Annotated in this window: 20 protein-coding genes; 8 read left to right on the forward strand and 12 right to left on the reverse strand. The window is 68.4% G+C overall.

The window, feature by feature from the left end; genetic code table 11:
* The coding region (locus BN4332_RS06730) for a glycoside hydrolase family 183 protein (RefSeq protein ID WP_066897747.1) at positions 1–1082 on the forward strand (1082 nt) is incomplete at its 5' end.
* On the opposite strand, the gene BN4332_RS06735 is transcribed toward BN4332_RS06730, so the two are convergent.
* The 6 genes from BN4332_RS06735 to BN4332_RS06760 all read right to left on the reverse strand — a co-directional run bounded on the left by BN4332_RS06735 (position 1079) and on the right by BN4332_RS06760 (position 7084).
* Positions 1079–1318, reverse strand: a complete 240-nt coding sequence (locus tag BN4332_RS06735) for a DUF1918 domain-containing protein (protein ID WP_066897748.1) — start codon at positions 1316–1318, stop codon at positions 1079–1081. The two genes, BN4332_RS06730 and BN4332_RS06735, sit on opposite strands and share 4 nt — an antisense overlap.
* An 81-nt stretch (positions 1319–1399) precedes the next feature.
* Positions 1400–2140, reverse strand: coding sequence for an SDR family NAD(P)-dependent oxidoreductase (locus tag BN4332_RS06740; protein ID WP_066897749.1), 741 nt, complete (start codon positions 2138–2140; stop codon positions 1400–1402).
* 3 nt (positions 2141–2143) lie between these two features.
* Complete coding sequence (locus tag BN4332_RS06745; protein WP_066897750.1) at positions 2144–3706, reverse strand: ABC transporter ATP-binding protein; 1563 nt, start codon at positions 3704–3706, stop codon at positions 2144–2146.
* The gene (locus BN4332_RS06750) at positions 3703–4584 is read right to left on the reverse strand and encodes an ABC transporter permease (protein WP_066897751.1); all 882 of its coding nucleotides are present in this window, start codon (positions 4582–4584) and stop codon (positions 3703–3705) included. The genes BN4332_RS06745 and BN4332_RS06750 overlap by 4 nt, the downstream gene beginning before the upstream one ends.
* The gene (locus BN4332_RS06755; protein WP_066897752.1) at positions 4581–5555 is read right to left on the reverse strand and encodes an ABC transporter permease; all 975 of its coding nucleotides are present in this window, start codon (positions 5553–5555) and stop codon (positions 4581–4583) included. The genes BN4332_RS06750 and BN4332_RS06755 overlap by 4 nt, the downstream gene beginning before the upstream one ends.
* Positions 5555–7084 (reverse strand): ABC transporter substrate-binding protein, encoded by a 1530-nt coding sequence (locus tag BN4332_RS06760; RefSeq protein WP_066897753.1) that lies wholly within the window; start codon positions 7082–7084, stop codon positions 5555–5557. Before BN4332_RS06760 ends, BN4332_RS06755 begins: the two co-directional genes overlap by 1 nt.
* 129 nt (positions 7085–7213) lie before the next feature.
* Between BN4332_RS06760 and BN4332_RS06765 the strand changes: the two genes are divergently transcribed.
* Positions 7214–7753, forward strand: coding sequence for a hypothetical protein (locus BN4332_RS06765; RefSeq protein WP_084459198.1), 540 nt, complete (start codon positions 7214–7216; stop codon positions 7751–7753).
* Positions 7754–7771: 18 nt separating this feature from the next.
* A complete protein-coding gene (locus BN4332_RS06770; protein ID WP_066897754.1) occupies positions 7772–8842 on the forward strand; it encodes a glycoside hydrolase family 183 protein in 1071 nt (356 codons plus the stop codon).
* 3 nt (positions 8843–8845) lie between these two features.
* Here BN4332_RS06770 and BN4332_RS06775 read toward each other — a convergent pair whose 3' ends face one another.
* Positions 8846–9592, reverse strand: coding sequence for a 3-oxoacyl-ACP reductase family protein (locus BN4332_RS06775; protein WP_066897755.1), 747 nt, complete (start codon positions 9590–9592; stop codon positions 8846–8848).
* 68 nt (positions 9593–9660) lie between these two features.
* On the opposite strand from BN4332_RS06775, the gene BN4332_RS06780 reads away from it, so the two are divergent.
* The gene (locus BN4332_RS06780) at positions 9661–10773 is read left to right on the forward strand and encodes an NAD(P)H-dependent amine dehydrogenase family protein (protein ID WP_066897773.1); all 1113 of its coding nucleotides are present in this window, start codon (positions 9661–9663) and stop codon (positions 10771–10773) included.
* 64 nt (positions 10774–10837) lie between these two features.
* A complete protein-coding gene (locus BN4332_RS06785; protein WP_066897756.1) occupies positions 10838–12655 on the forward strand; it encodes an Hsp70 family protein in 1818 nt (605 codons plus the stop codon).
* Between the two features lie 16 nt (positions 12656–12671).
* Here the strand turns inward: BN4332_RS06785 and BN4332_RS06790 are convergent, their stop codons facing one another.
* Both BN4332_RS06790 and BN4332_RS06795 read right to left on the reverse strand, forming a co-directional pair.
* Positions 12672–12995, reverse strand: coding sequence for a hypothetical protein (locus BN4332_RS06790; protein WP_066897757.1), 324 nt, complete (start codon positions 12993–12995; stop codon positions 12672–12674).
* Positions 12995–13648: a DJ-1/PfpI family protein gene (locus BN4332_RS06795; protein WP_066897774.1), complete on the reverse strand. Its 654-nt coding sequence runs from the start codon at positions 13646–13648 to the stop codon at positions 12995–12997. The genes BN4332_RS06790 and BN4332_RS06795 overlap by 1 nt, the downstream gene beginning before the upstream one ends.
* A gap of 103 nt (positions 13649–13751) precedes the next feature.
* Between BN4332_RS06795 and BN4332_RS06800 the strand changes: the two genes are divergently transcribed.
* A complete protein-coding gene (locus BN4332_RS06800; protein ID WP_235654035.1) occupies positions 13752–15326 on the forward strand; it encodes an acetolactate synthase large subunit in 1575 nt (524 codons plus the stop codon).
* A complete protein-coding gene (locus BN4332_RS06805; protein WP_066897759.1) occupies positions 15323–16300 on the forward strand; it encodes a GlxA family transcriptional regulator in 978 nt (325 codons plus the stop codon). Before BN4332_RS06800 ends, BN4332_RS06805 begins: the two co-directional genes overlap by 4 nt.
* Here BN4332_RS06805 and BN4332_RS06810 read toward each other — a convergent pair whose 3' ends face one another.
* Together BN4332_RS06810 and BN4332_RS06815 are read right to left on the reverse strand one after the other, a co-directional pair.
* Positions 16301–17299 carry a class I SAM-dependent methyltransferase gene (locus BN4332_RS06810; RefSeq protein ID WP_096867041.1) on the reverse strand — a complete coding sequence of 333 codons (999 nt, stop codon included), beginning with the start codon at positions 17297–17299 and terminating at the stop codon, positions 16301–16303.
* Between the two features lie 47 nt (positions 17300–17346).
* Complete coding sequence (locus BN4332_RS06815) at positions 17347–17589, reverse strand: LPXTG cell wall anchor domain-containing protein (protein ID WP_066897761.1); 243 nt, start codon at positions 17587–17589, stop codon at positions 17347–17349.
* Positions 17590–17635: 46 nt separating this feature from the next.
* Between BN4332_RS06815 and BN4332_RS06820 the strand changes: the two genes are divergently transcribed.
* A complete protein-coding gene (locus BN4332_RS06820) occupies positions 17636–18361 on the forward strand; it encodes an SHOCT domain-containing protein (protein ID WP_066897762.1) in 726 nt (241 codons plus the stop codon).
* A gap of 5 nt (positions 18362–18366) precedes the next feature.
* Here BN4332_RS06820 and BN4332_RS06825 read toward each other — a convergent pair whose 3' ends face one another.
* The gene (locus tag BN4332_RS06825) at positions 18367–19740 is read right to left on the reverse strand and encodes a styrene monooxygenase/indole monooxygenase family protein (protein WP_066897763.1); all 1374 of its coding nucleotides are present in this window, start codon (positions 19738–19740) and stop codon (positions 18367–18369) included.
* Positions 19741–19783: the final 43 nt, after the last annotated feature.

The raw sequence follows: 19783 nt of genomic DNA on the forward strand, positions 1-19783 counted from the left end.
CCGCCGTCGCACCCAACACCGCGGCCCGCGCCGCAGCCGCGCCTGCGGCATCGGCGGCCACTCAGGTCGGCTGGATCACCGGACCGAACACCGACAGCTACGCGCGCTTCGGTATCTCCGGCGCCGACCTCGGGATCGTCTGGGACAACGGCCAGACCGGTGCGGGCAATCAGGTGCTCGTCGCGTTCGGCGACACCTTCGGCAATTGCAGTGTCCCCGACCAGGAATGGCGCAAGAACACCCTGTTCCGCAGCGCCGACCGCAACCTCGCCGACGGCATGACCATCCCGAATCCGGTGCCCGGCAACATCTACGCCGGCTCCCCGGTGGATGCCGCGCGGCCCAACTTCTCCCGGCAGGTGATCCAGAGCCTGCGCCTGGCCGCGACCGAGGTCACCATCATCCCGACCGCCGGAATATCCGTCGGGACAACGCAATACGTCAACTTCATGTCCGTCAGCCAGTGGGGCTCGGCCGGGCAGTGGTCGACCAACTTCTCGGCGGTCGCGGTATCCACCGACAACGGTGAGACGTGGCGGGTGCCGGCCACCAGCATCCGGCCGAGCTGGTTCAACACCGTGCCCGGTGTGGCGTTCAGCTGGGGCGACCAGAACTTCCAGATGGCGGCCTACGTGCGGTCCGGCGGCTACGTGTACGCCTACGGCACCGGTGCCGGGCGCGGCGGCATGCCGTTCCTGTATCGGGTGGTGGAGAGCGCGGTCGCCGACAAGTCCGCCTACGAGTACTACACGCCGTTCGGCTGGCTCAAAGGCTTCCCGTTCCTGGCCGTGCAGGTGGTGTGGGCGCCGGGCAGTGAGATGTCGGTGGCGTGGAACGACCACCTGAAGAAGTTCATCATGCTCTACACCAACACGCTGTCGGCGGTGGTGATGCGGACCGCCGACAAACCCGAGGGGCCGTGGAGTCAGGCCAAGACCATCGTCAGTTCGACCGCGATACCCGGCGGCATCTACGCGCCCTACATCCATCCCTGGTCGAGCGGCAGCGATCTGTACTTCACGCTGTCGCGCTGGTCGGACTACAGCGTCATGCTGATGCGGACCTCGCTCAGCACCGGCTAGTGCGGGCGTCCTGACCGGGCAGCCGCACGCTCGGCGGCCCGGGAATGCTCGGCGGCCGAGACCACCACCGCATCCGCGCCGGGGTAGACCGTGGCCTCATGACCGGTGACCAGCCACCGCACCACATACGGTGGAGACCCGTCCTCGGTGCGCACCTCGAGGATCTCGGCATGTTGTTCGTGTTGCTCGGTGGTGGTTCCCTTGACCACCAGGAAATCGCCGACATGGGCTTTCATCGTCCGCTCCCTTCGCCGTACCCGGCGGACACCTCCATCGTGCGCGCGATGGAGCGCGGTGGGAACTGCTCGCGGCGAAAATCAGCCCGCCGTCTTGCCCGCGTCGACGATGTAGACCGCGCCGTGCACCGCGGCGGCGTCGTCACTGGCCAGGAAAGCGATGGTCTTCGCGACATCGGCCACGTCCATCATTCCGCGCGGGGCGGCGATCCTCATGATCAGATTCCAGTCCGCGTTCTCGGGTGCGGCGAACTCGGTGGTTTGCGGCGTCAGCATGCCGCCGGGGCACACCGCGTTGACGCGCAGGCGCTCCGAGGTGAATTCGATGGCCAGCGCGCGGGTGAGACCGACCAGCCCGTGCTTGGCCGCACAGTAACCCGCCGAGTACACCTCGCCCTCGATGCCGGCGATGGACGCGACGTTGACGATGTTGCCGCCGGCCTCCAGCAGATGCGGCAGGGCGGCCCGACACAGGAAGAAGGGGCCGTTGAGGTTGACCGCGAGATCCTTGTCCCAGTCCTCGTCGGTCACCGACGCGGTGTGGCGCATCTGGTGGAAACCCGCCACGTTGATCAGCGCATCGAGCCGGCCGAACTTCTCGACGCACTGCGCCACGGCGTCCCGGCAGGCCTCCGAAGAGGAGATGTCCACGGAGGCGTACGCGCCGCCGGGAACGTCCTCGAACACCGTCGCCATCCGTTCGGCGTCGCGGGCGATGCCGAACACCGAGGCGCCGCGTGCGGCGAACAACTGGGCCACCGCCGCGCCGAGACCCGATGAGGCACCGGTGACCAGCGCGACCTTTCCATCCAGAGCAGTCATGGCTCACACCTTCTCACGCGGCCTCGCCGGGGGAACCGCGGCCAGCAGCGTCCGGGTGTATTCGTGTTGCGGCGCGGCGAACAGCTCGGCGGCCGGGCCGTATTCGACGACCTCACCGGCCCGCATCACCAGCACGTCGTGGCACATGCGGTGCACCACCGCCAGGTCGTGCGCGATGAACAGATAGGTCAGGCCGAGGTCGCGCTGCAGCTCCGACAACAAGTCCAGCACCCGGGCCTGGACCGACACGTCCAGCGACGCCGTCGACTCATCGAGGATCAGCACATCGGGCTCGGTGGCCAGCGCCCGCGCGATGCTGACCCGTTGTCGCTGCCCGCCGGACAGTTCGTGCGGATAACGGGAAGCGAAATCTCTTGGTAGACCGACCAGTTCGAGCAACTGTTCCACCCGATCGGCGCGGGCTCGGCGCCCGGTGGCCAGCCGGTGCACCCGCAACGGTTCGCCGATCGCGGTGCCGATCCGGGCCCGCGGGTTCAGCGAGGAGAACGGGTCCTGGAACACCAGGCTGATCCGGCGGCGCAGATCGCGCCCGCCGGCGAACACGTCGTCCGACGCCAGCGTCGCCGTACCGGACGACGGTTCGGCGAGGCCGGTCAGGGCGGCCGCCACCGTGGACTTGCCCGAACCGGATTCCCCGACGATCCCCAGCGTCGTCGCCCGGCGGAGCGCGAACGAGACGTCCTTGACCGCGCGGACCGCGCCGTACCGCACGCCGAGTTCGTTGACCCGCAACAGAACCGGGGTGCCGACGGGAGCGGGATCGGGACCCGGCCCGTCCACCAGGGGGCGTGCTGCCAGCAGCTCGCGAGTGTACGGATGCCGCGGATGGTCGAAGACCTCGAGGATCGGTGCCTGCTCGACGACCTCCCCGTCACGAAGCACCGTCACATCGTCGGCCACCTGACCGATGACGCCGAGATCATGACTGATCCATACCACCGCGGTGCCGAAATCCCGTTGCAGATCGCCGACCAGGTCGATGATCTGGGCCTGGGTGGTGACATCCAGGGCGGTCGTCGGTTCGTCGGCGATGAGCAGTTCCGGGTCGCAGGCCAGGGCGATCGCGATCATCACGCGCTGGCGCTGCCCGCCGGACAGCTGATGGGGGTACGCGTCGAGCCGGTCGGCGGACAGCCCGACCGCCTCCAGCAGCTCACCCGCGCGTCCACGGGCTTGCCGCCGAGCCATATTGCGGTGTGCCTCAAGGGTTTCGGTGATCTGCCGATCCAGCGTCAGCAGCGGATTCAGCGACGTCCCGGGATCCTGGAAGACGAATCCGACGCGGCTGCCGTGTACTGACCGCAGCGTCCGGGCCGAGGCCCCGATCAGCTGCGATTCACCGGCCAGGGTGCTGATACCGGTGACCACCGCGCCCGGTGCGTCCAACAGGCCGGTGGCGGCCAGCACCGTCATCGACTTGCCCGATCCGGATTCTCCGACGATGCCGACGGTCTGCTCACGGTGCACCTCGAACGACACACCGCGCACGATCTCGCGGCGACCGATCGCCACGCGCAGATCGTTCACCTCGAGTACCGGAGTCATCGGCGTCCCGCCCTTCTCGCCTCGATCGAGGTCCGCTGCTTGGGGTCGAGCACATCGCGCAGCCCGTCACCGAACAGGTTGAACGCCAACACCATCACAAAGATCGCCGCACCCGGGAACACCGCCATCCACCACGCCAGCGTGACGAAACCCTGGGCGTCGAAGATCATCCGGCCCAGTGACGGTTCCGGGGGCTGGATCCCCAACCCGAGAAACGACAACGCGGCCTCGGCCAGGATCGCGAACGCCAGCGACAGCGACAGCTGAACCACCAAGGGTCCGGTGATGTTCGGCAAGATGTGCCGGGCCAGGATGTAGCCGTCGCCGGTTCCCATGCTCCGCGACACCGCGACGAACGGCTCCACCCGCACGCCCAGCGCCGACGCCCGGGCCACCCGGGCGAAGATCGGGATATAGACGATGCCGATGGCCAGCATCGTGGTGGTGATGCCGGGGCCCAGCACCGCGACGATCGCCAGCGCCAGCAGCAACACCGGGAAGGCGAACATCACGTCGACGACGCGCATCACCACGGTGTCGATCCAGCCGCCCCGGTATCCGGCCAGCACGCCGATCAGCACCCCGACCACCGCGGCCAGCGCCACCGAGACCACCGCGACCCGCAGCGAGGCCGCGACGGCCACCAGTACGCGCGAGAACACATCGCGGCCAAGTTCGTCCGTGCCGAACCAGTGCGCGGTGCTCGGTCCCTGCAGCGCACTGGGCACATCGATGTCGTTGACGCCGTACGGGGCGATCCACACCGCCGACACCGCGACGGCCAGCACCACCAGCAGCACCGCGGCGCTGGCCGCCGTCACCCGGTTGGACAACAACAGCCGCCACGATGCGACCCGGGAATCCTGGGTAGTGGTCATGACAGCCGGATCCTCGGATCGACGATCGCGTACAGCAGATCCACCAGCAAGTTGATCACCAGGAACAGCACCGCGATGAGCAGCACCGCGCCCTGGATCACCGGATAGTCGCGTGCGGCAACGGAATTGAACACCAGCCGGCCAAGGCCGGGCCAGGCGAACACCACCTCGACCACGATCACCCCGCCCAAGATGGTGGCCAGCTGAATTCCGGTGATGGTCAACACCGGCAACAGTGCGTTGCGCACGATGTGGCGGAACGTCACCACCGGTGGTGCCAGGCCCTTCGACCGGGCGGTTCGGACATATCCCATCGCGGCGACCTCCAGCACCGCCGAGCGCACGTAGCGGGTCATGATGGCGCCGGCCACCAGACCGACCGTCAGGCCGGGCAGGACGATGTGCCGCAGCCAGCCGCCCGGATCCGTCAGCAGCGGGCGGTATCCGGACGTGGGCAACCAGCCGAGCGTCGACGCGAATAACCCGATCAGCAGGATGCCCAACCAGAAATCGGGCAGCGAGACGCCGAACTGACTGGCGACCCGCACGATCGCATCGCTGACCCGCCCCTCGCGCAGCGCCGCGAAAATACCGGCGGGCAGCGCGATCACCAATGCGATGAGAATGCCGACCACACCGAGGGACAACGTGGCAGGCAGTCGGTCGAGCAGCGTGACGGTGACCGGGTCGCCGTTGCGGAAACTCACCCCGAGATCGCCGGTCAGCGCCGAACCGAGGTAGGCGAAGAACTGCTCGACGATCGGCCGGTCCATCCCGCTGGCCGAGCGCAGCGCGTCGTATGCCTGCGGGGTGTAGCGGGTGCCCAGTGCGATCCGGACCGGGTCGCCCGGTACCAGGTGAACCAGGGCGAACACCACCACCAGGACCCCGATCAGCACCACCGCCGAGTACAGCAGCCGCCGGGCCAGGAATTCCACGATCGGATGGTTCGCGCGAAAAGTGCTCAACATCAGCGGGTTTCACCTCGATCCAGATCGGCTGTACGGAACCGGACGGCGCCGTCGCGGCGCACCTGATATCCGGACAGGTTGTTGCCCCAGGCCTGGATCACCGACGGGTTGTACAGGTAGATGTAGCTGACCTCATCGGCGATCCGGGTTGCGGCCTCGGAGTAGATGTCTTTTCGCCGCGGGACGTCGGTTTCGGTGCGCCCGGCGTCCAGGAGCCGGTCCACCTCGGGATCCGAGAACTTCTGGGCGTTGCTGGTGCCGTTGGTGTGGTGCTGGGCGTAGTAGAAGTCGTCCGGGTCGATGTTGCCCAGCCAGCCCATCATCAGCATGTCGAAGTGGCCGGTGTTCTGCTCGTCCAGCCAGGTGGCGAAGTCCACGGTTCGGATGTTCACCTGGATGCCAAGGGGCGTGAGGTTGTCCGCGATGATCTGGGCGGCCGTCACCGTCTCCGGGTATTCACTGGTGACCAGCATGTCCATCTCGCGCGGCGCGGCACCGGCCCGGTCGAGGAGCGTCTTGGCTTCCCGGACGTCATAGCGGTACCGGTGGTAGTCGGTGAACCACGGGCTGCCCTGCGGGATCGCCAACTGGTTGGTCGCCGCGGTGCGGTAGCTGGTGGCCGCGGTGATCGCGTCACGGTCGATGCCGTAGGCGATCGCCTGGCGCACCCGGGTGTCGTTCCACGGCGGTCGGGCTCCGTTGAGCGCGAGGTACCAGTAGTCGTTGCCCGGGGTGACCGCCAACGTCAGCGAATCGTCGTCGCGCAACTGGGCCACCCGCTGCGGCGGTACCGAATCCGTCCAGTCGATCTCGCCGGCCTGCAATGCCGACAAGGCCGTCGACGGCTCCGAGATGAACCGGAACGTCACTCCGGAAATTGGGGGAGCTCCTCCCCAATAGCGGGGATTGGACTTGAGGGTGATGGAGTCGCCGCTGCGGCGCGCGGCGAACGAGAACGGGCCGGTGCCGATCGGACGGGTGGCGATCTGCCCACTCTCGACATTGCCGCGCTGCACGATCGCCATGCCCTTGAACCCGCCGAGGTTGGTCAGCAAGTTCGGCGTGGGCTGGCGGACCGTGATCCGCACGGTCGCCGGGTCCGGCGCGGTGACACTGCTGACGGCGCTGAACTTGTCGACGTTGGTGAGCTGTTCGTCGATGATGCGGCGATAGGAATACACCACATCCTCGGCGGTGAATGGGCTGCCGTCATGCCAGCGCACGCCGTCGCGCAGGTGAAACGTCCACACCAGTTGATCGGGACTGGTCTCCCACGAACGCGCCAGTGCGGGGCGCATCTGCAGGTTCTCGTCGGGTTCGACCAGCGTGTCGAACACGTTCTCCAACACCTCGAACGAGAAGTAGGCGCTGGTGCGGTGGGGGTCGAGCTGATCGGGTTCACCCGCGATGGCGGCGATCAGATTGCCCGCGGACTCGTCGCCGAGGTCCACCCGGCTGCCCGTGGAACAGGCGGCCAGCACGAATACCAGAACTGTCGCCAACGCTCTTACCGCTGGTCGTGAGGTCACGATCTCTCCAGGATCACCGCGGGCGATCCGCCGGTGCGCTCACCCGCTGGGGCCGTCCCGCGGGCCGGTCTGACACATCCGGACCCATATCGGTGACGACGCTGATGAAGACTGCGATACTCACCCATTGTGACCTTCAAGCGCGCGGCGGCAGCGACCGCCCTGATGTCGGCCCTGGGAATCGGACTCAGCCTGGGGGTTGCCGGCCCGGCACAGGCCGAGCCTGTCATGCAGGGCGTGTACACCTACACCCAGGAAGGCGGCAAGACCGACACCTGGTCGGTCTGGCCGTCTTGCGTTCCGACGGTCGGTGATTTGCGTGAGCCGCTGGAGCTGGCGGTGGCCTGCCGGCTGCACGTCGAGACCCGTCGCGTCAGTGTGGGAGGCGACGCCAGGTTGACCGGGGGACAGTGGACGTATTCCACATCGGTCCTGGAAGGTATCCAGTGCGCCGACGGGAGCTGGGCACCCATCACCGAGACCTACAAGTTCGACGACATCGCGCTGCGCGGTACCCGCAGCGTGTCCAACAACGCGGCATGCGGCGGCACCCTGGCCCCCGCCATCCACACCTTCCCGTTCACGCTGTCGTACAAGGAGCCGCTGAAGACTCAGGTCGACGTCTACCCGCTCGATTGCGAGCCCGGCGGCCTGCGGTGGTGCACCTAGGTCCGGCGGGCCAGGGGAGTGCTACCGCTGATCGACGGCAAGGTCGTCGACATCACCGGTCCGGGGCGCACGGACCGGTTCGGGGTCACCTGCACCGATCTGGGGGCGTCGGTGATCGCGCCCAACGGCAAGCTGGTGTCGGTCTTCGGCGACACGTTCTCCGGACGCCGGGTCGGGCAGGGCGATTGGCGCTCACCGGTGGTGCTGATCGGCACCGGCGACGCCAACCACGAGATCGTCTACGAGTCCGCCGGTGGACCGGATCCCGCCTACGCGCGGCAACTCTGGCACTACATCCACGACGACGCCGCATCAGGATGGCGGCGCGGCGGCATCAGCACCGTGATCCCGTCGGACCTGTTGCGGGTCGGGGACTCGCTGTACCTGCACGCGATCGTCAACCGCGGCTTCGGCACCGTCATCTGGACCGAGATCTGGCGCTCCGACGACAGCGGCGTGTCCTGGACGCATCTCGGCGAGCAGGCGAAGTTCCCGGCGGATCTGCACGACGGTCACGCTCAGTGCTGGTCGTGGGACTTCGATCCCGACGACGGCTGGGTTTACGTGGTGGCGACCGGATTTCAGCGTGACAAGGGCATCGTCCTGATGCGGGTCCGGCCCGACGACATCGGCAGACGTTCGCGGTATTCCAGTTGGGGATTCACCGACGGACGCTGGCGGTGGGGCGCCCGGGCCACGCCGATCACCCCCGCCGGCGAGCACTGGGGCGAGCTGAGCTTCCGCCGCGTAGCTCGCGGAAAATGGGTGCTGGGTGGATTCCTGGCGTCGTCGTACGCATTGGGTTACCGGGTCGTCTCCTCGCCGGTGGCCAACATGCACACCACGCCGGTCCAGACGCCGATCCTCGGCTCCGCCTGGCACACCGAGGACCACGCGGGCAGCCGGGTGGCCCAGTTGTACGGCGGTTACCTGTTGCCGGGCTCCCGCTTCGGTGTCACCGGTGGGGTCGGGCTGGTGGTCTCACAATGGCACACCGACGCCGGATGGCCCTACCGGGCAATGCAATTCAAGGCCAAGCTGAAGGACACCGCCCACACGCCGCGGCAGCCGGACCCGATCAACCTGTGAGCCTCAGGCCGTGAACCCGCCGTCGACATTCCAGTTCGCCCCGGTGACGTAGCCGGACTCCGGGCCGGCCAGGAAACTCACCACCGCAGCGATGTCGCTGGTGTGCCCGTAGCGGCCCAGCGCGACGACTCCCTTTGCCGTCTCGGCGAAGTCGCCCTGATCGGGGTTCATGTCGGTGTCGATCGGCCCCGGCTGCACATTGTTGACGGTGATCCCGCGCGGGCCGAGCTCGCGGGCCAGACCTCGGGTGAGCGAGGCGACCGCGCCCTTGGTCATCGCGTAGGCCGACAACCCCGGCTCAGGTACTCGGTCGGCGTTGATGCTGCCGATGTTGATGATCCGCGCGCCTTCGCCGAGATGAGCCACCGCGCTGCGGATCGCGGCGAACACACCCCCGATATTGATCGCCACCAGCCGGTCGAACTGCTCTTGCGGAAACTCCTCGATCGGCGCGATCACCGCCACGCCGGCGTTGTTCACCAGGACGTCCAGGCCGCCGAGTTCCGCGACGGACTGCTCGACGGCCGCGGCCACCTGTGCCGGATCGGCGCTGTCGGCCTGGATCGCCACCACTTTCGCGCCGTCGGCGGTCAGCTCGGCCACCAACTTGTCCGCCTCGGCCGCCGATGCCCCGGAGGTGAAGGCGAACGCGGCGCCGTCGGCTGCCAGCCGTCGCACGATGCCCGCGCCGATCCCGCGGGACCCTCCGGTCACCAGTGCGCGCCGCCCGGTCAAAGATGCTGTGGTCATGATGTCGGCCCTCCGCGGGTTGTACGACGATTGCGAATGATGTTGAGGTCAAAGCCGATCGCGGCATGATGATTCCCGATGTGATCGGTATCACCTATGGTGTGGGCGTGAGGAAACGCGTCGTGGTGTGGGGTACCGGGTTCGTCGGACAGATGGTGATCGCCGAGATCCTCAAACACCCGTTGTTCGAGCTCGTCGGCGTCGGGGTGGGCAATCCCGAGAAGGTCGGCCGCGACGCCGGCGAGATCTGCGGCATCGGCAACAACACCGGCGTCCGGGCCACCGATGATGTCGATGCGCTCATCGCTCTCAAACCGGACGCGGTGGTGCACTACGGGCCGACGGCCGCCCATGCCGACGTCAACATCGACGTGATCACCCGGTTCCTGCGAGCGGGCATCGACGTCTGCTCCACCGCGATGACGCCATGGGTGTGGCCCAAGATGCACCTCAACCCGCCGGCCTGGATCCAGCCCATCACCGAGGCCTGCGAGGCCGGCCAGGCCTCGTGTTTCACCACCGGCATCGACCCGGGCTTCGCCAACGACCTGTTCCCGATGACGTTGATGGGGCTGTGCTCGGAGGTGCGCCGGGTCCGAGCGTCCGAGCTGCTGGACTACACGAACTACACCGGGGACTACGAATTCGAGATGGGCATCGGCAAACCGCCGGAGCACCGGGCGCTACTGGAAACCCCGGACATCCTGATCTTCGCCTGGGGCGCAACGGTTCCCATGATCGCGCACGCAGCGGGCATCGAACTCGACGAGATCACCACCACATGGGACAAGTGGATCACCCCCGACGAGCGCAAGTCGGCCAAGGGCATCATCCCGGCCGGCAACGTCGCCGCGGTGCGGTTCACCATCAACGGGGTCTACCGCGGCGAGACCCGCATCCAGCTTGAGCACGTCAATCGGATCGGTCTGGACGCGGCCCCGGACTGGCCGTCGGGAAACGACAACGACGTCTACCGCGTCGACATCGAGGGCACCCCGAGCATTTCTCAGGAGACCGCCTTCCGATTCACCGACGGCTCCGGCCGCGATGCCGCCGCCGCGGGTTGCCTGGCCACCGGGCTGCGGGCGCTCAATGCCGTCCCCGCCGTCAACGAACATTTGCCCGGCTGGGTGACACCCCTCGATCTACCTCTGATCCCCGGACGCGGGACCATTCGCTAAGTAACGCCAGCCCCGTCAAAAGAGATGGACTACCGGATAGGGTTCTTTCTCGAAACGGGGTGACATGGCTGACGGGATCGGGTTGTCGATCGGATCGACGAACCTCACGGCGGTGGTGGTGGGCCGCGCCGCGGTGACGCGGTCGCCGGTGCTGACGCTGTTCCCGCACCGGGCGCCCGAAGTAGGCGTACCCAGCGAGAACCCCAACCTGAACGAACGCGGTCTGATCCTGACCGACTTCGTCGACCGGGTCGGGGACCCGGTCGGGATGCTGGCCCCCGATGGATCGACGCATCGGGGCGAAGAGGTGGTGGCCGACGCCCTCGGGGCGCTGTTGCACACCCTGACCGGGGGACGCCCGCCCATCGATCCCATCGCGGTCACCTATCCCGCGCACTGGCGACCCAACCAGGTCGAGGCGTTGCGCAACGCGCTGGCCGGCATACCCGACTTCGGCGATCCGGTGCTCACCCCCGATGCAGTGGCTGCGCTGGTCGCACTGCAGGACAACCCGGGTGTGCCGACCCGCGGGGTGATCGCCGTATGCGACTTCGGCGGCAGCGGCACCAGCATCACGCTCGCTGATGCGGGCAACGGGTACCAGCCGATCGCGCCGACGATCCGGCATCCCGACCTGTCCGGTGACCTGATCGACCAGGGCCTGCTCACCCACGTGGTGAACGACCTGTCGGCCGCCGGAACGATCGACCTGGCCAGCACCTCGGCGATCGGCTCGCTGGGCAGGCTGCGCAGCGAGTGCCGGCGGGCCAAGGAACGCCTGTCCACGGAGTCCGTCACCACGCTGGTCGCCGAACTGCCGGGACATCGCAGCGACGTGCGGCTCAACCGCAACGAACTCGACGACGTGATCACCGAACCCCTGCGCGAGTTCACCGCCGTGCTGCAGGACGCGGTCGAGCGCAGCGGGCTGCGCCCCGGCGACTTGGTCGCGGTGGCCTCCACCGGCGGCGGCGCGCGGATCCCGGCGATCACCACGACCCTGTCCGAACACTTTCGCGTCCCGGTGATCACCGCGGCCCAGCCGGAACTGACCCCGACCATCGGCGGCGGCCTGATCGCGGTACGCGGCACGGCCGAAGAGGGCATGACGGCGATGGCGCCCGCCTCCGCTGGTTCGTTCTCGGGGGCCCCGCCGACCGCCGCTGCCGCCCTGGTGGCGCCGGAGCCGCCGCCCGCGTCCCAGGCGTTGGCCTGGTCCGATGCTCAGGACGTCCCCGATGTCGCCCCGGCGGAGGACTACCGGGCCGAGGGCTACGGCGACGAATACGGGGCCGATTTCGACACCGGATTCGAGCCGGCGGGCAGCCGTACCGCGGCGCGACCCCGACTCGAGTTCGGCGAGCGTGAGCTGACCGACCACGACGAGATCGCGGCGCGACCGTGGTACCGCCGCCCGCCGGTGATCCTGGGTGCCGGTGCCGCAGCGGTGTTGGTCGCGGTGGTGGCGGCGTTGGTGACGGTCACCGGAAGCGATGAACCCACCCGTCCGGCGTCCACGACGCGGGCGGTCACGTCGACGTCGCCGACCCGCGACGAGCCCGCGCCTGCCGTCCCTGTTGACGAGCCCGCACCTCAGCAGGTCGTCACCGAAGACGCGCCGGCCCCGCAGACCGTAACGCAGACCGTGCAGCAGCCTGCCCCGCAGGCACCGCCGGCGGACAATCCGCCGCCGGCCGAAACGCCTACTCCCGCACCGACTCCGACCACAACGGAGGCGCCGCCTCCGACGACCACCCAGGCGCCGACAACCACGCAGCCACCGGCCACCACGCAGGCGCCGTGGAGTCCCACCGCGCCGTACCCGACGATCCCGGGCCTGCCGTGGGTCCCGGCACCGGGCGGCGGTCAGACCGGGGGCTGACGGTATCCCTCGCCGGTCAGCCGACCCGATCCGCTCGGCGGATCCCGGTCACGCCCGAACGTGGCAACCGGCCGGCCTTCGAGTGCCCGACCAGGCGATCGCCGTCGACAGTGACGTCAAACTCCAGATTGAGCCGCATCGGCTTGGTGACCGATTGTCTCCAGGTAACCCGTTGGAGGTCAGTGTCATTGGTGATCGTGACGTCGGACAGCGGCACTGCCTCGCCCTTACCCTCCGCGACACCGGTGATCGTCCCGTCGTGTTCGGTGAAGCGGTAGACGACGTCCAGCGAGCCGATCGGAGACTTGATCCTGACTTCCCATTCTCCGGGCAGACTCATCAGAACGCCTCCGGGTGCCGGCCGGTGTCCGTCCACACCGTGCCCCGGCGTTCGTAACCGAACACGGATTCCACGGCCATGGCGATCCTCGGCCCGTACGTGCGGTGCAACAGATGCAGGGCCAGATCCAGGCCCGAGGTCACCGCACCCGAGGTGACCAGGTCGCCGTCGTCGACCACGCGCGCGTCGACCACGTTCACCCCGGTCGCCTCGAGCACGTCCATGCCGAGGTGGTGGGTGGCGGCATGGCGTCCGTCCAGCAGTCCGGCCATCGCCAGCGCCAGGGAACCGCCGCAGACACCGGCGACGGTGACCTCGGGATTGGCCAGGGCGCGGCGGATCAGATCGACGGCCGCGGTCTCGCCGAAGCGGGCCAGCAGCACCGGGATGGTGTCGACCTCGTCGGGATCACCTTCGATCGGCCCGACCGCACCCGGCACCACGACGAAGCCCGGCTTATCGGGATCGAGTGGGGAAGTGGCCGTCAACGTCAGCCCCCGATTGCCGCTGACCACCGTCCGCGGGCCTTCGGCCGCAACGAGTTCCACGATCAATTCCCCACCGACCGCGTCACTTCCGGCGCACAGCACTTCGAACGGAGCGATGGCGTCGAGCGGGTCGAACCCGTCGAACAACACGATTTGCGCATACACGGGGGTTATCGTCGCGATCGCGGTCCCGAACCGAACAGTGGCCAGATGGCCACGTTGCGACGGGATCTTGCCAGCGGCCGCGGCGGCGACCACTATGGGGCGGGTGGACGACCGTAGTGCGCAACCCGCCCCGACCACCGGCGCCGAAGTGGTGGTGAACCGTCTGCTCGCCGAGGGGGTCGACGTCTGCTTCGCCAACCCCGGCACCTCGGAGATGCACTTCGTCGCGGCATTGGATGCCGCGCCCGCGATGCGGCCGGTGCTGTGTCTGTTCGAAGGCGTCGCCACCGGTGCTGCCGACGGGTACGCCCGCATCGCGGGTCGCCCCGCGGCCACCCTGTTGCACCTGGGTCCGGGCATGGCCAACGGTCTGGCCAACCTGCACAACGCCCGGCGGGCGTTCAGTCCGGTGGTCAACGTGGTGGGCGATCATGCGACCTACCACCAGCCCCTCGATGCCCCACTGGAATCCGACATCGATGCGCTCGGGCACTGGGCACACGGTTCGGTCCACCGGCCGGAGTCTGCCGCCGATCTCGACGGCGCCGTGCACAGCGCCGTGCTCAGCGCGACCGGCACTCCCGGACGGGTCGCCACGGTGATCTTGCCCGCCGACTATTCCTGGGGGAGTGCGCCGCAGAATCCGTTGCCGGACAACCAGATCAGTGAGGCAGCCAGCGGCTCTCACATGAGCGTCACCGATGCCGCCGAACTCTTGCGCACCCGCGGGCAGAACGCCGTGGTGTTGCTCGGCGGCGCGGCCACCGACGTCGACGCGCTGCAGGCGGCCGCGCGGATCCAGGCCGCCACGGGGGCGCGCACCCTGGTCGAAACCTTCCCGGCCCGGCTGCCCCGCGGACGGGGCGTGCCGGCCATCGAACGTCTCGGGTACCTGGCCGAGCAGGCCGGTCAACAACTCTCCGGGGCAACCCATCTGATCCTCGTGGGGGCGAAAACCCCGGTCTCGTTCTTCGCCTACCCGGGCAAGCCGAGTGTGCTGGTGCCCGACGGTGCCGAGGTACGCACCCTGTCGGTCGGTGACTTGTCCACCGTGGCAGATCAATTGGGCGCAGAGGTGCCGCCCGCTCCGCCACCCCAACCGGCCGAGTTGCCGACCGGGCCGCTGAACCCGCAGAACCTGGCCCAGGTGATCGCCGCGCTACTGCCCGACAATGCGATCATCTCCGACGAGGCCAACACCAGCGGGGTATTCCTACCGGCCGCGACCGCGACGGCCGCACGGCACGACGTGCTCACGCTGACCGGCGGGGCGATCGGGCAGGGCCTTCCGGTGGCAGTGGGCGCGGCGGTCGCCGCACCGGACCGCCCGGTGATCGCCCTGCAGTCCGACGGCAGCGCCGCCTACACCATTTCCGCGCTGTGGACCATGGCCCGCGAGCAGCTCGACATCACGGTGGTGATCCTGAACAACCACGCGTACGCGATTCTGCAACTGGAGCTGTTGCGCGTCGGCACTCAGGCCAGCGGCGAGCGGTCGCGTTCCCTGCTCGACCTCAGCCGGCCCGACATCGACTTTGCCTCGATCGCGCAGGGATTCGGGGTGCCGGCCACCCGGGCCGGCACCGCCGAGGAACTCGCCGCGCAGTTCCGCGCCGCGCTGGCCGAGCCCGGTCCGCACCTGATCGACGCCACGCTACCCACCTGGTCGCCGGGATGACGAAATCGGACCGCCACACTGTCGTAGTCCTGGCGTTGCCGGGCGTCAACGCCTTCGACTTGGCCACCGCCACAGAGGTATTCGGCCGCGCCGCCCTGCCCGGCGGTGAGCCGGCCTATCGAATCGTCGTCTGCAGCCCCGTCGAGGTGACCGACGCCGGTCCGGTACGCATCGTCACCGACAACGGCATGGACCGGCTCACGGATGCCGACACGATCGTCGTCCCCGGCTGCCAGGACATCGCCGCGGAAGTCCCCGGCGATGTTCTGGCGGCGTTGCGCACGGCCTTCGCCACGGGAGTCCGGATCGCCTCGATCTGTACGGGCGCCTTCGTCCTGGCCGCCGCCGGGCTGCTGGACGGCAGGCGGGCGACCACGCACTGGCTGGCCGCCGACGCCTTCCGTGACGCCTTCCCGGCCGTGCATCTCGACCCCGACGTGCTCTACGTCGACGAGGGGCAGATACTCACCTCGGCGGGCGCATCGGCGGGAATCGATCTGTGCCTGCATCTGGTCGGGCGTGATCACGGGGCGGCGGTGGCCGCCGACACCGCGCGGTTGGCGGTGGCCCCGCTGCACCGAGACGGCGGGCAGGCACAGTTCATTCCACGAAACACGGTGGCCGCCAGACGCATCGGTCAGCGAACCGAGCTGGATGACGTGCTGGCCTGGATCGAGCAGCAGGCGCACCGCGACCTGAGTCTGGGCGACATCGCGGCGCGGGCCGCGGTCAGTGTCCGCACCCTCAACCGCCGATTCCAGGCCGAGACCGGCCAGACACCCATGCAGTGGCTCACGGGGGTGCGCATCCGGCACGCCCAGCAGCTCCTGGAAAGCACCGCCGACGGCGTCGAACACATCGGCCGCCAGGTCGGATTCAATTCTTCGGCCAACTTCCGCGACCAGTTCCGTCGACTCACCGGCGTCACACCGCAGCACTACCGCAACACATTCCGGCGTCTCAAGGTCGGTTGATCAGGCACTGGGGCGGCGCTTCTCCAACACCACCGCCGCGATCGGAATGCGCATCTGCTGGGGAGCCGATGCCAGCCGCGCGGCGATGCCGGCATGCAGCCGGTCGTAGAACGTGGTCAACCGGTCCGGGGGCCCCTCGATCGCCGCACCGAGATCGGCGAACGCGGTGAATCGGCAGAAATCGGCCCATCGGGTGCCGAAGGCGCCGGCATTCCGGTCACCGAGGTAGGCGTTGAAGATCGGGTCCTCGGCGTCGAACAGTTCGAGATGCTGGATCTCCAGCCGCTCGAATCGCCCCGACGGCGCGAACGGCGCGGTGAAATCCGCCGCGCGCCGTCCGGCGATCGGAAGCGACATGTTGGCGGCTTCGTCGGCGGTCACCACACCGTCGGTGACCAACTCGGTGAGCGTGGCGACCACGCACTCGAACAACGGGCGGTAGCCGAAATCGTTCTCGTCGCCCAGCGCTGTCGTCAGCACCACGAGCCGGCCACCCGGACAGAGCTCGCGGCCGCGGAATGCGATGAACTCGTGCCAGTCGTGAGCGGACTGCCTGGCGTAGGCGGCGCGCACCCGGTCGTCGGCGCTGTATGCCGCGACGACATGATCGGAGACCGGCATCGGCACCCGGCCCAGCCGCACGACCGCCCAGGACGACCAGCCCAGGTGCACCGAGTTCGACGGCAGGATCTGGCTGTAGAACGACCGGCCGATGGCCGAGCTGAACGTCGCCGAATCCTTGTGCAGGTACGACTGTGGATCCGCGTCGAGCATGCGGAACATCGTGGAGAAATCGTTGTCGGCGGTATCGGTGTGGGTCACCAGGATCGAATGTTCGGGCCGGGTGCGGCCCCGTAGTGCGGTGATCGCCGCGCTGATCGGCTGCATCGAATTGTGTGCGGTGCCGGCTCCGTAATCGGCGACGACGATCGGCTGTGGCGGCGCAGGGATCGGTACCGTGCGCGCAGCGTGCCCGAGAAGCTTGATCGCCGAACTCATTCCGGCGGTGTGCGGGCGGGGTGCGGTTCGGCGCGGCGCGGGCATGGCTAGGTTCGCCGCCGGCGGCGCAGCAGCAGTCCGATGACTAGACCCATGACGAAGATGATGACCAAGATGAACCACATCGGCGACTCGACGGTCACCCACAGCACGTGGACACGCACCCGATCGCGGTTCTGTGCGACGAAGATCGCGGCGAGCGCGACCAGGATCAGGGCCACCCAGTAACGCAGCGCCAACCGGCGCGCCGGGCCTGTCGTCAGGGGTGCGTCGGTCTCGTCGCGAGGCATACTCCGACGGTAGCTCGTGAGCCGTCGGCCATGACAAACTTCGGCCATGAACAGCCGTCGGTCTGCTCCGCGCGTCGCGATCGTGACATCGATCTGCACCCTCGTCACCGGTGCTGTCGGCCTGTTCGTGATGATCTTCCTCAACGCGTTCGTGCTCGACGAGTACGACGCCTACGGTGAGGTTCCGATCCCTGGGACGGCCAGCCTGGATTTGCCGCGGGGCGAGGTGACGGTCAGCCTCCACGCCATGGTCACCGGATCGGGCAGTGGTTTGCCCGTTCCGCCGCTGCGGTTACGCGTGTCCGGACCCGAGGGGGCCGCCGATCCGGTGCTGACCGAAAGCATCGGTGGGACAACCACGGTGAACAACGACGCCCGGGTGCGGGTTTGGGTGATGCAGGTATCCAGCCCGGGCGCCTACGAGATCAGCGTCGACGGCCAGGTACAGGGCTACATCAACCCACGTCTGGCGTTCGGGCACGGCAGTCAGTACGGCTGGCTGCTCTGGCTGTTCGGCGGGCTCGCCGCACTGGGTGTGCTGGAGTTGATCGCCAGCATGATGTGGTCGGCGCGGGAGAGTAGACGGGCCCGCCCCCTCGCAGTGGTGGGGCCGCCGTGGGCGACACCACACCCCGCGGTTCCGGGCAACTACCAGCCCACTGATCAGGCGATCCGTCTCGAGCAGCTCAAAACGATTGCTGCGCTGCGTGATACCGGTGCCCTGACCGAGGCGGAGTTCGAAGCGGAGAAGCGCCGGATCTTGAACAGCTGACGCGGTTAGACCGGCTGCGGCGCCGGGCGGGACCGTGCGAACGAGCCGGCCGGAGTGAACCGTTGCAACAGCGCGTCGGCCGGCTCACCGGCGAAGTCGGTGATCAGTTCCCTGGCCGCGGCCGGAGAGGTCAGTGATTGGACCGGCCGGGGATCATCCAGCAGGCCATAGAGTCTCGCGGCGAATCGCGGGCTGCCCTGCGCGGCGGCGAAGAACAGATTGCCGTATTCGGCCAGCTCCGGGTCGGACAGGAACAACCGGGTGACCAGCTGGGCGGCGCGTGCTCGGTGGGCGTAGAACTCTTCGAAGGCGTCGCGCAACCAGGCCTCGTCGAACGGGCCCTCGTGGGCAGCCGCCTTGTGGACCAGCGCGGCGGCTTGCACCAGGCCGCCCTGAGCACCTTGACCGGCGATCGGATCGTAGGAGATCGCGGTGTCGCCCAGAGCGGCCACCGGATGCCCGCTCGCGGTGCGGCCCACCCCGGCCCGTACCACCTGGGTTACCGCACCTTTGAGCCATGAGTGCGGATCCTCGTCGATCACCTTGAGCTCACCGACCTCCGGCAGATCCCAGTCGATGTAGTCCCGGTGCAATGCGGTGACGATGTCGAGGGCGGATTGTGCGCTGTCGGCTTCGGCGAACCGGCGCTCCCAGTCGCTGCCGGGTCGGGCCCAGCCCAGGAACGCCCACGTGGGGCCGGCATCTTTGTGCAGGTATCCGCCCCACCATGATTCGCCCTGATCGGTGACCACGGTCAACGCGCTGTGTCGCCCACCGGAGGCGCTGCGATGTGCGAAGACCTCAGGGCCGAAAGGCAAACCGGTGGTGGTCACGGTCAGCAGGCTGCGCTGGGGCCGGTCGTAGGCGGAGCGTGCGGTGTCGACCGGAAAGAGGGTGGAGAGCCCACCCCGCCCGGTGGCCACCAGGGTCAGATCGGCATCGGCTGCGATGGCATCCAGTCGCGCCGGATCGACGGCTTCGACCACGAACCGGCCGCCGCGTTGTTGGAACAGGGTGAGCCGGTCGTCTGCCTTGAGTCGGGTGTCCACCGCGATCCCGACGAATCCGTCGAAGTGGGCGTCGAACGCGATCTCCTCGGCACGATCCGGGCCGGAACCCGCCACCACGCGCACACTCTCACCGGTCGAGGTCGGGGCAGTGGCCAGATAGGTGTTCAGGCCCAGGCTCTCCTCGGCTCGCTGAGCCTCCCCGAAGATCAGCGCCGTTCCGGTGGCCGGCACGGCGTCGCGCAGGCCGCGCTGGTCCCGGTCGCTGTACACGGTGACCTCAAAACCGTTGTCCAGCAGCCCAAGAGCTGCCGTCACGCCGGTCTGCCCGGCGCCGATCACCGCTGCGGTACGCCCACTCGAACTCGTCATGCTTGCCACTATGGGCATACCGCGGCGGCCCGGTAAGGGACTG

Source organism: Mycolicibacterium houstonense (assembly GCF_900078665.2).
Classification (GTDB): Bacteria; Actinomycetota; Actinomycetes; order Mycobacteriales; family Mycobacteriaceae; genus Mycobacterium; species Mycobacterium houstonense.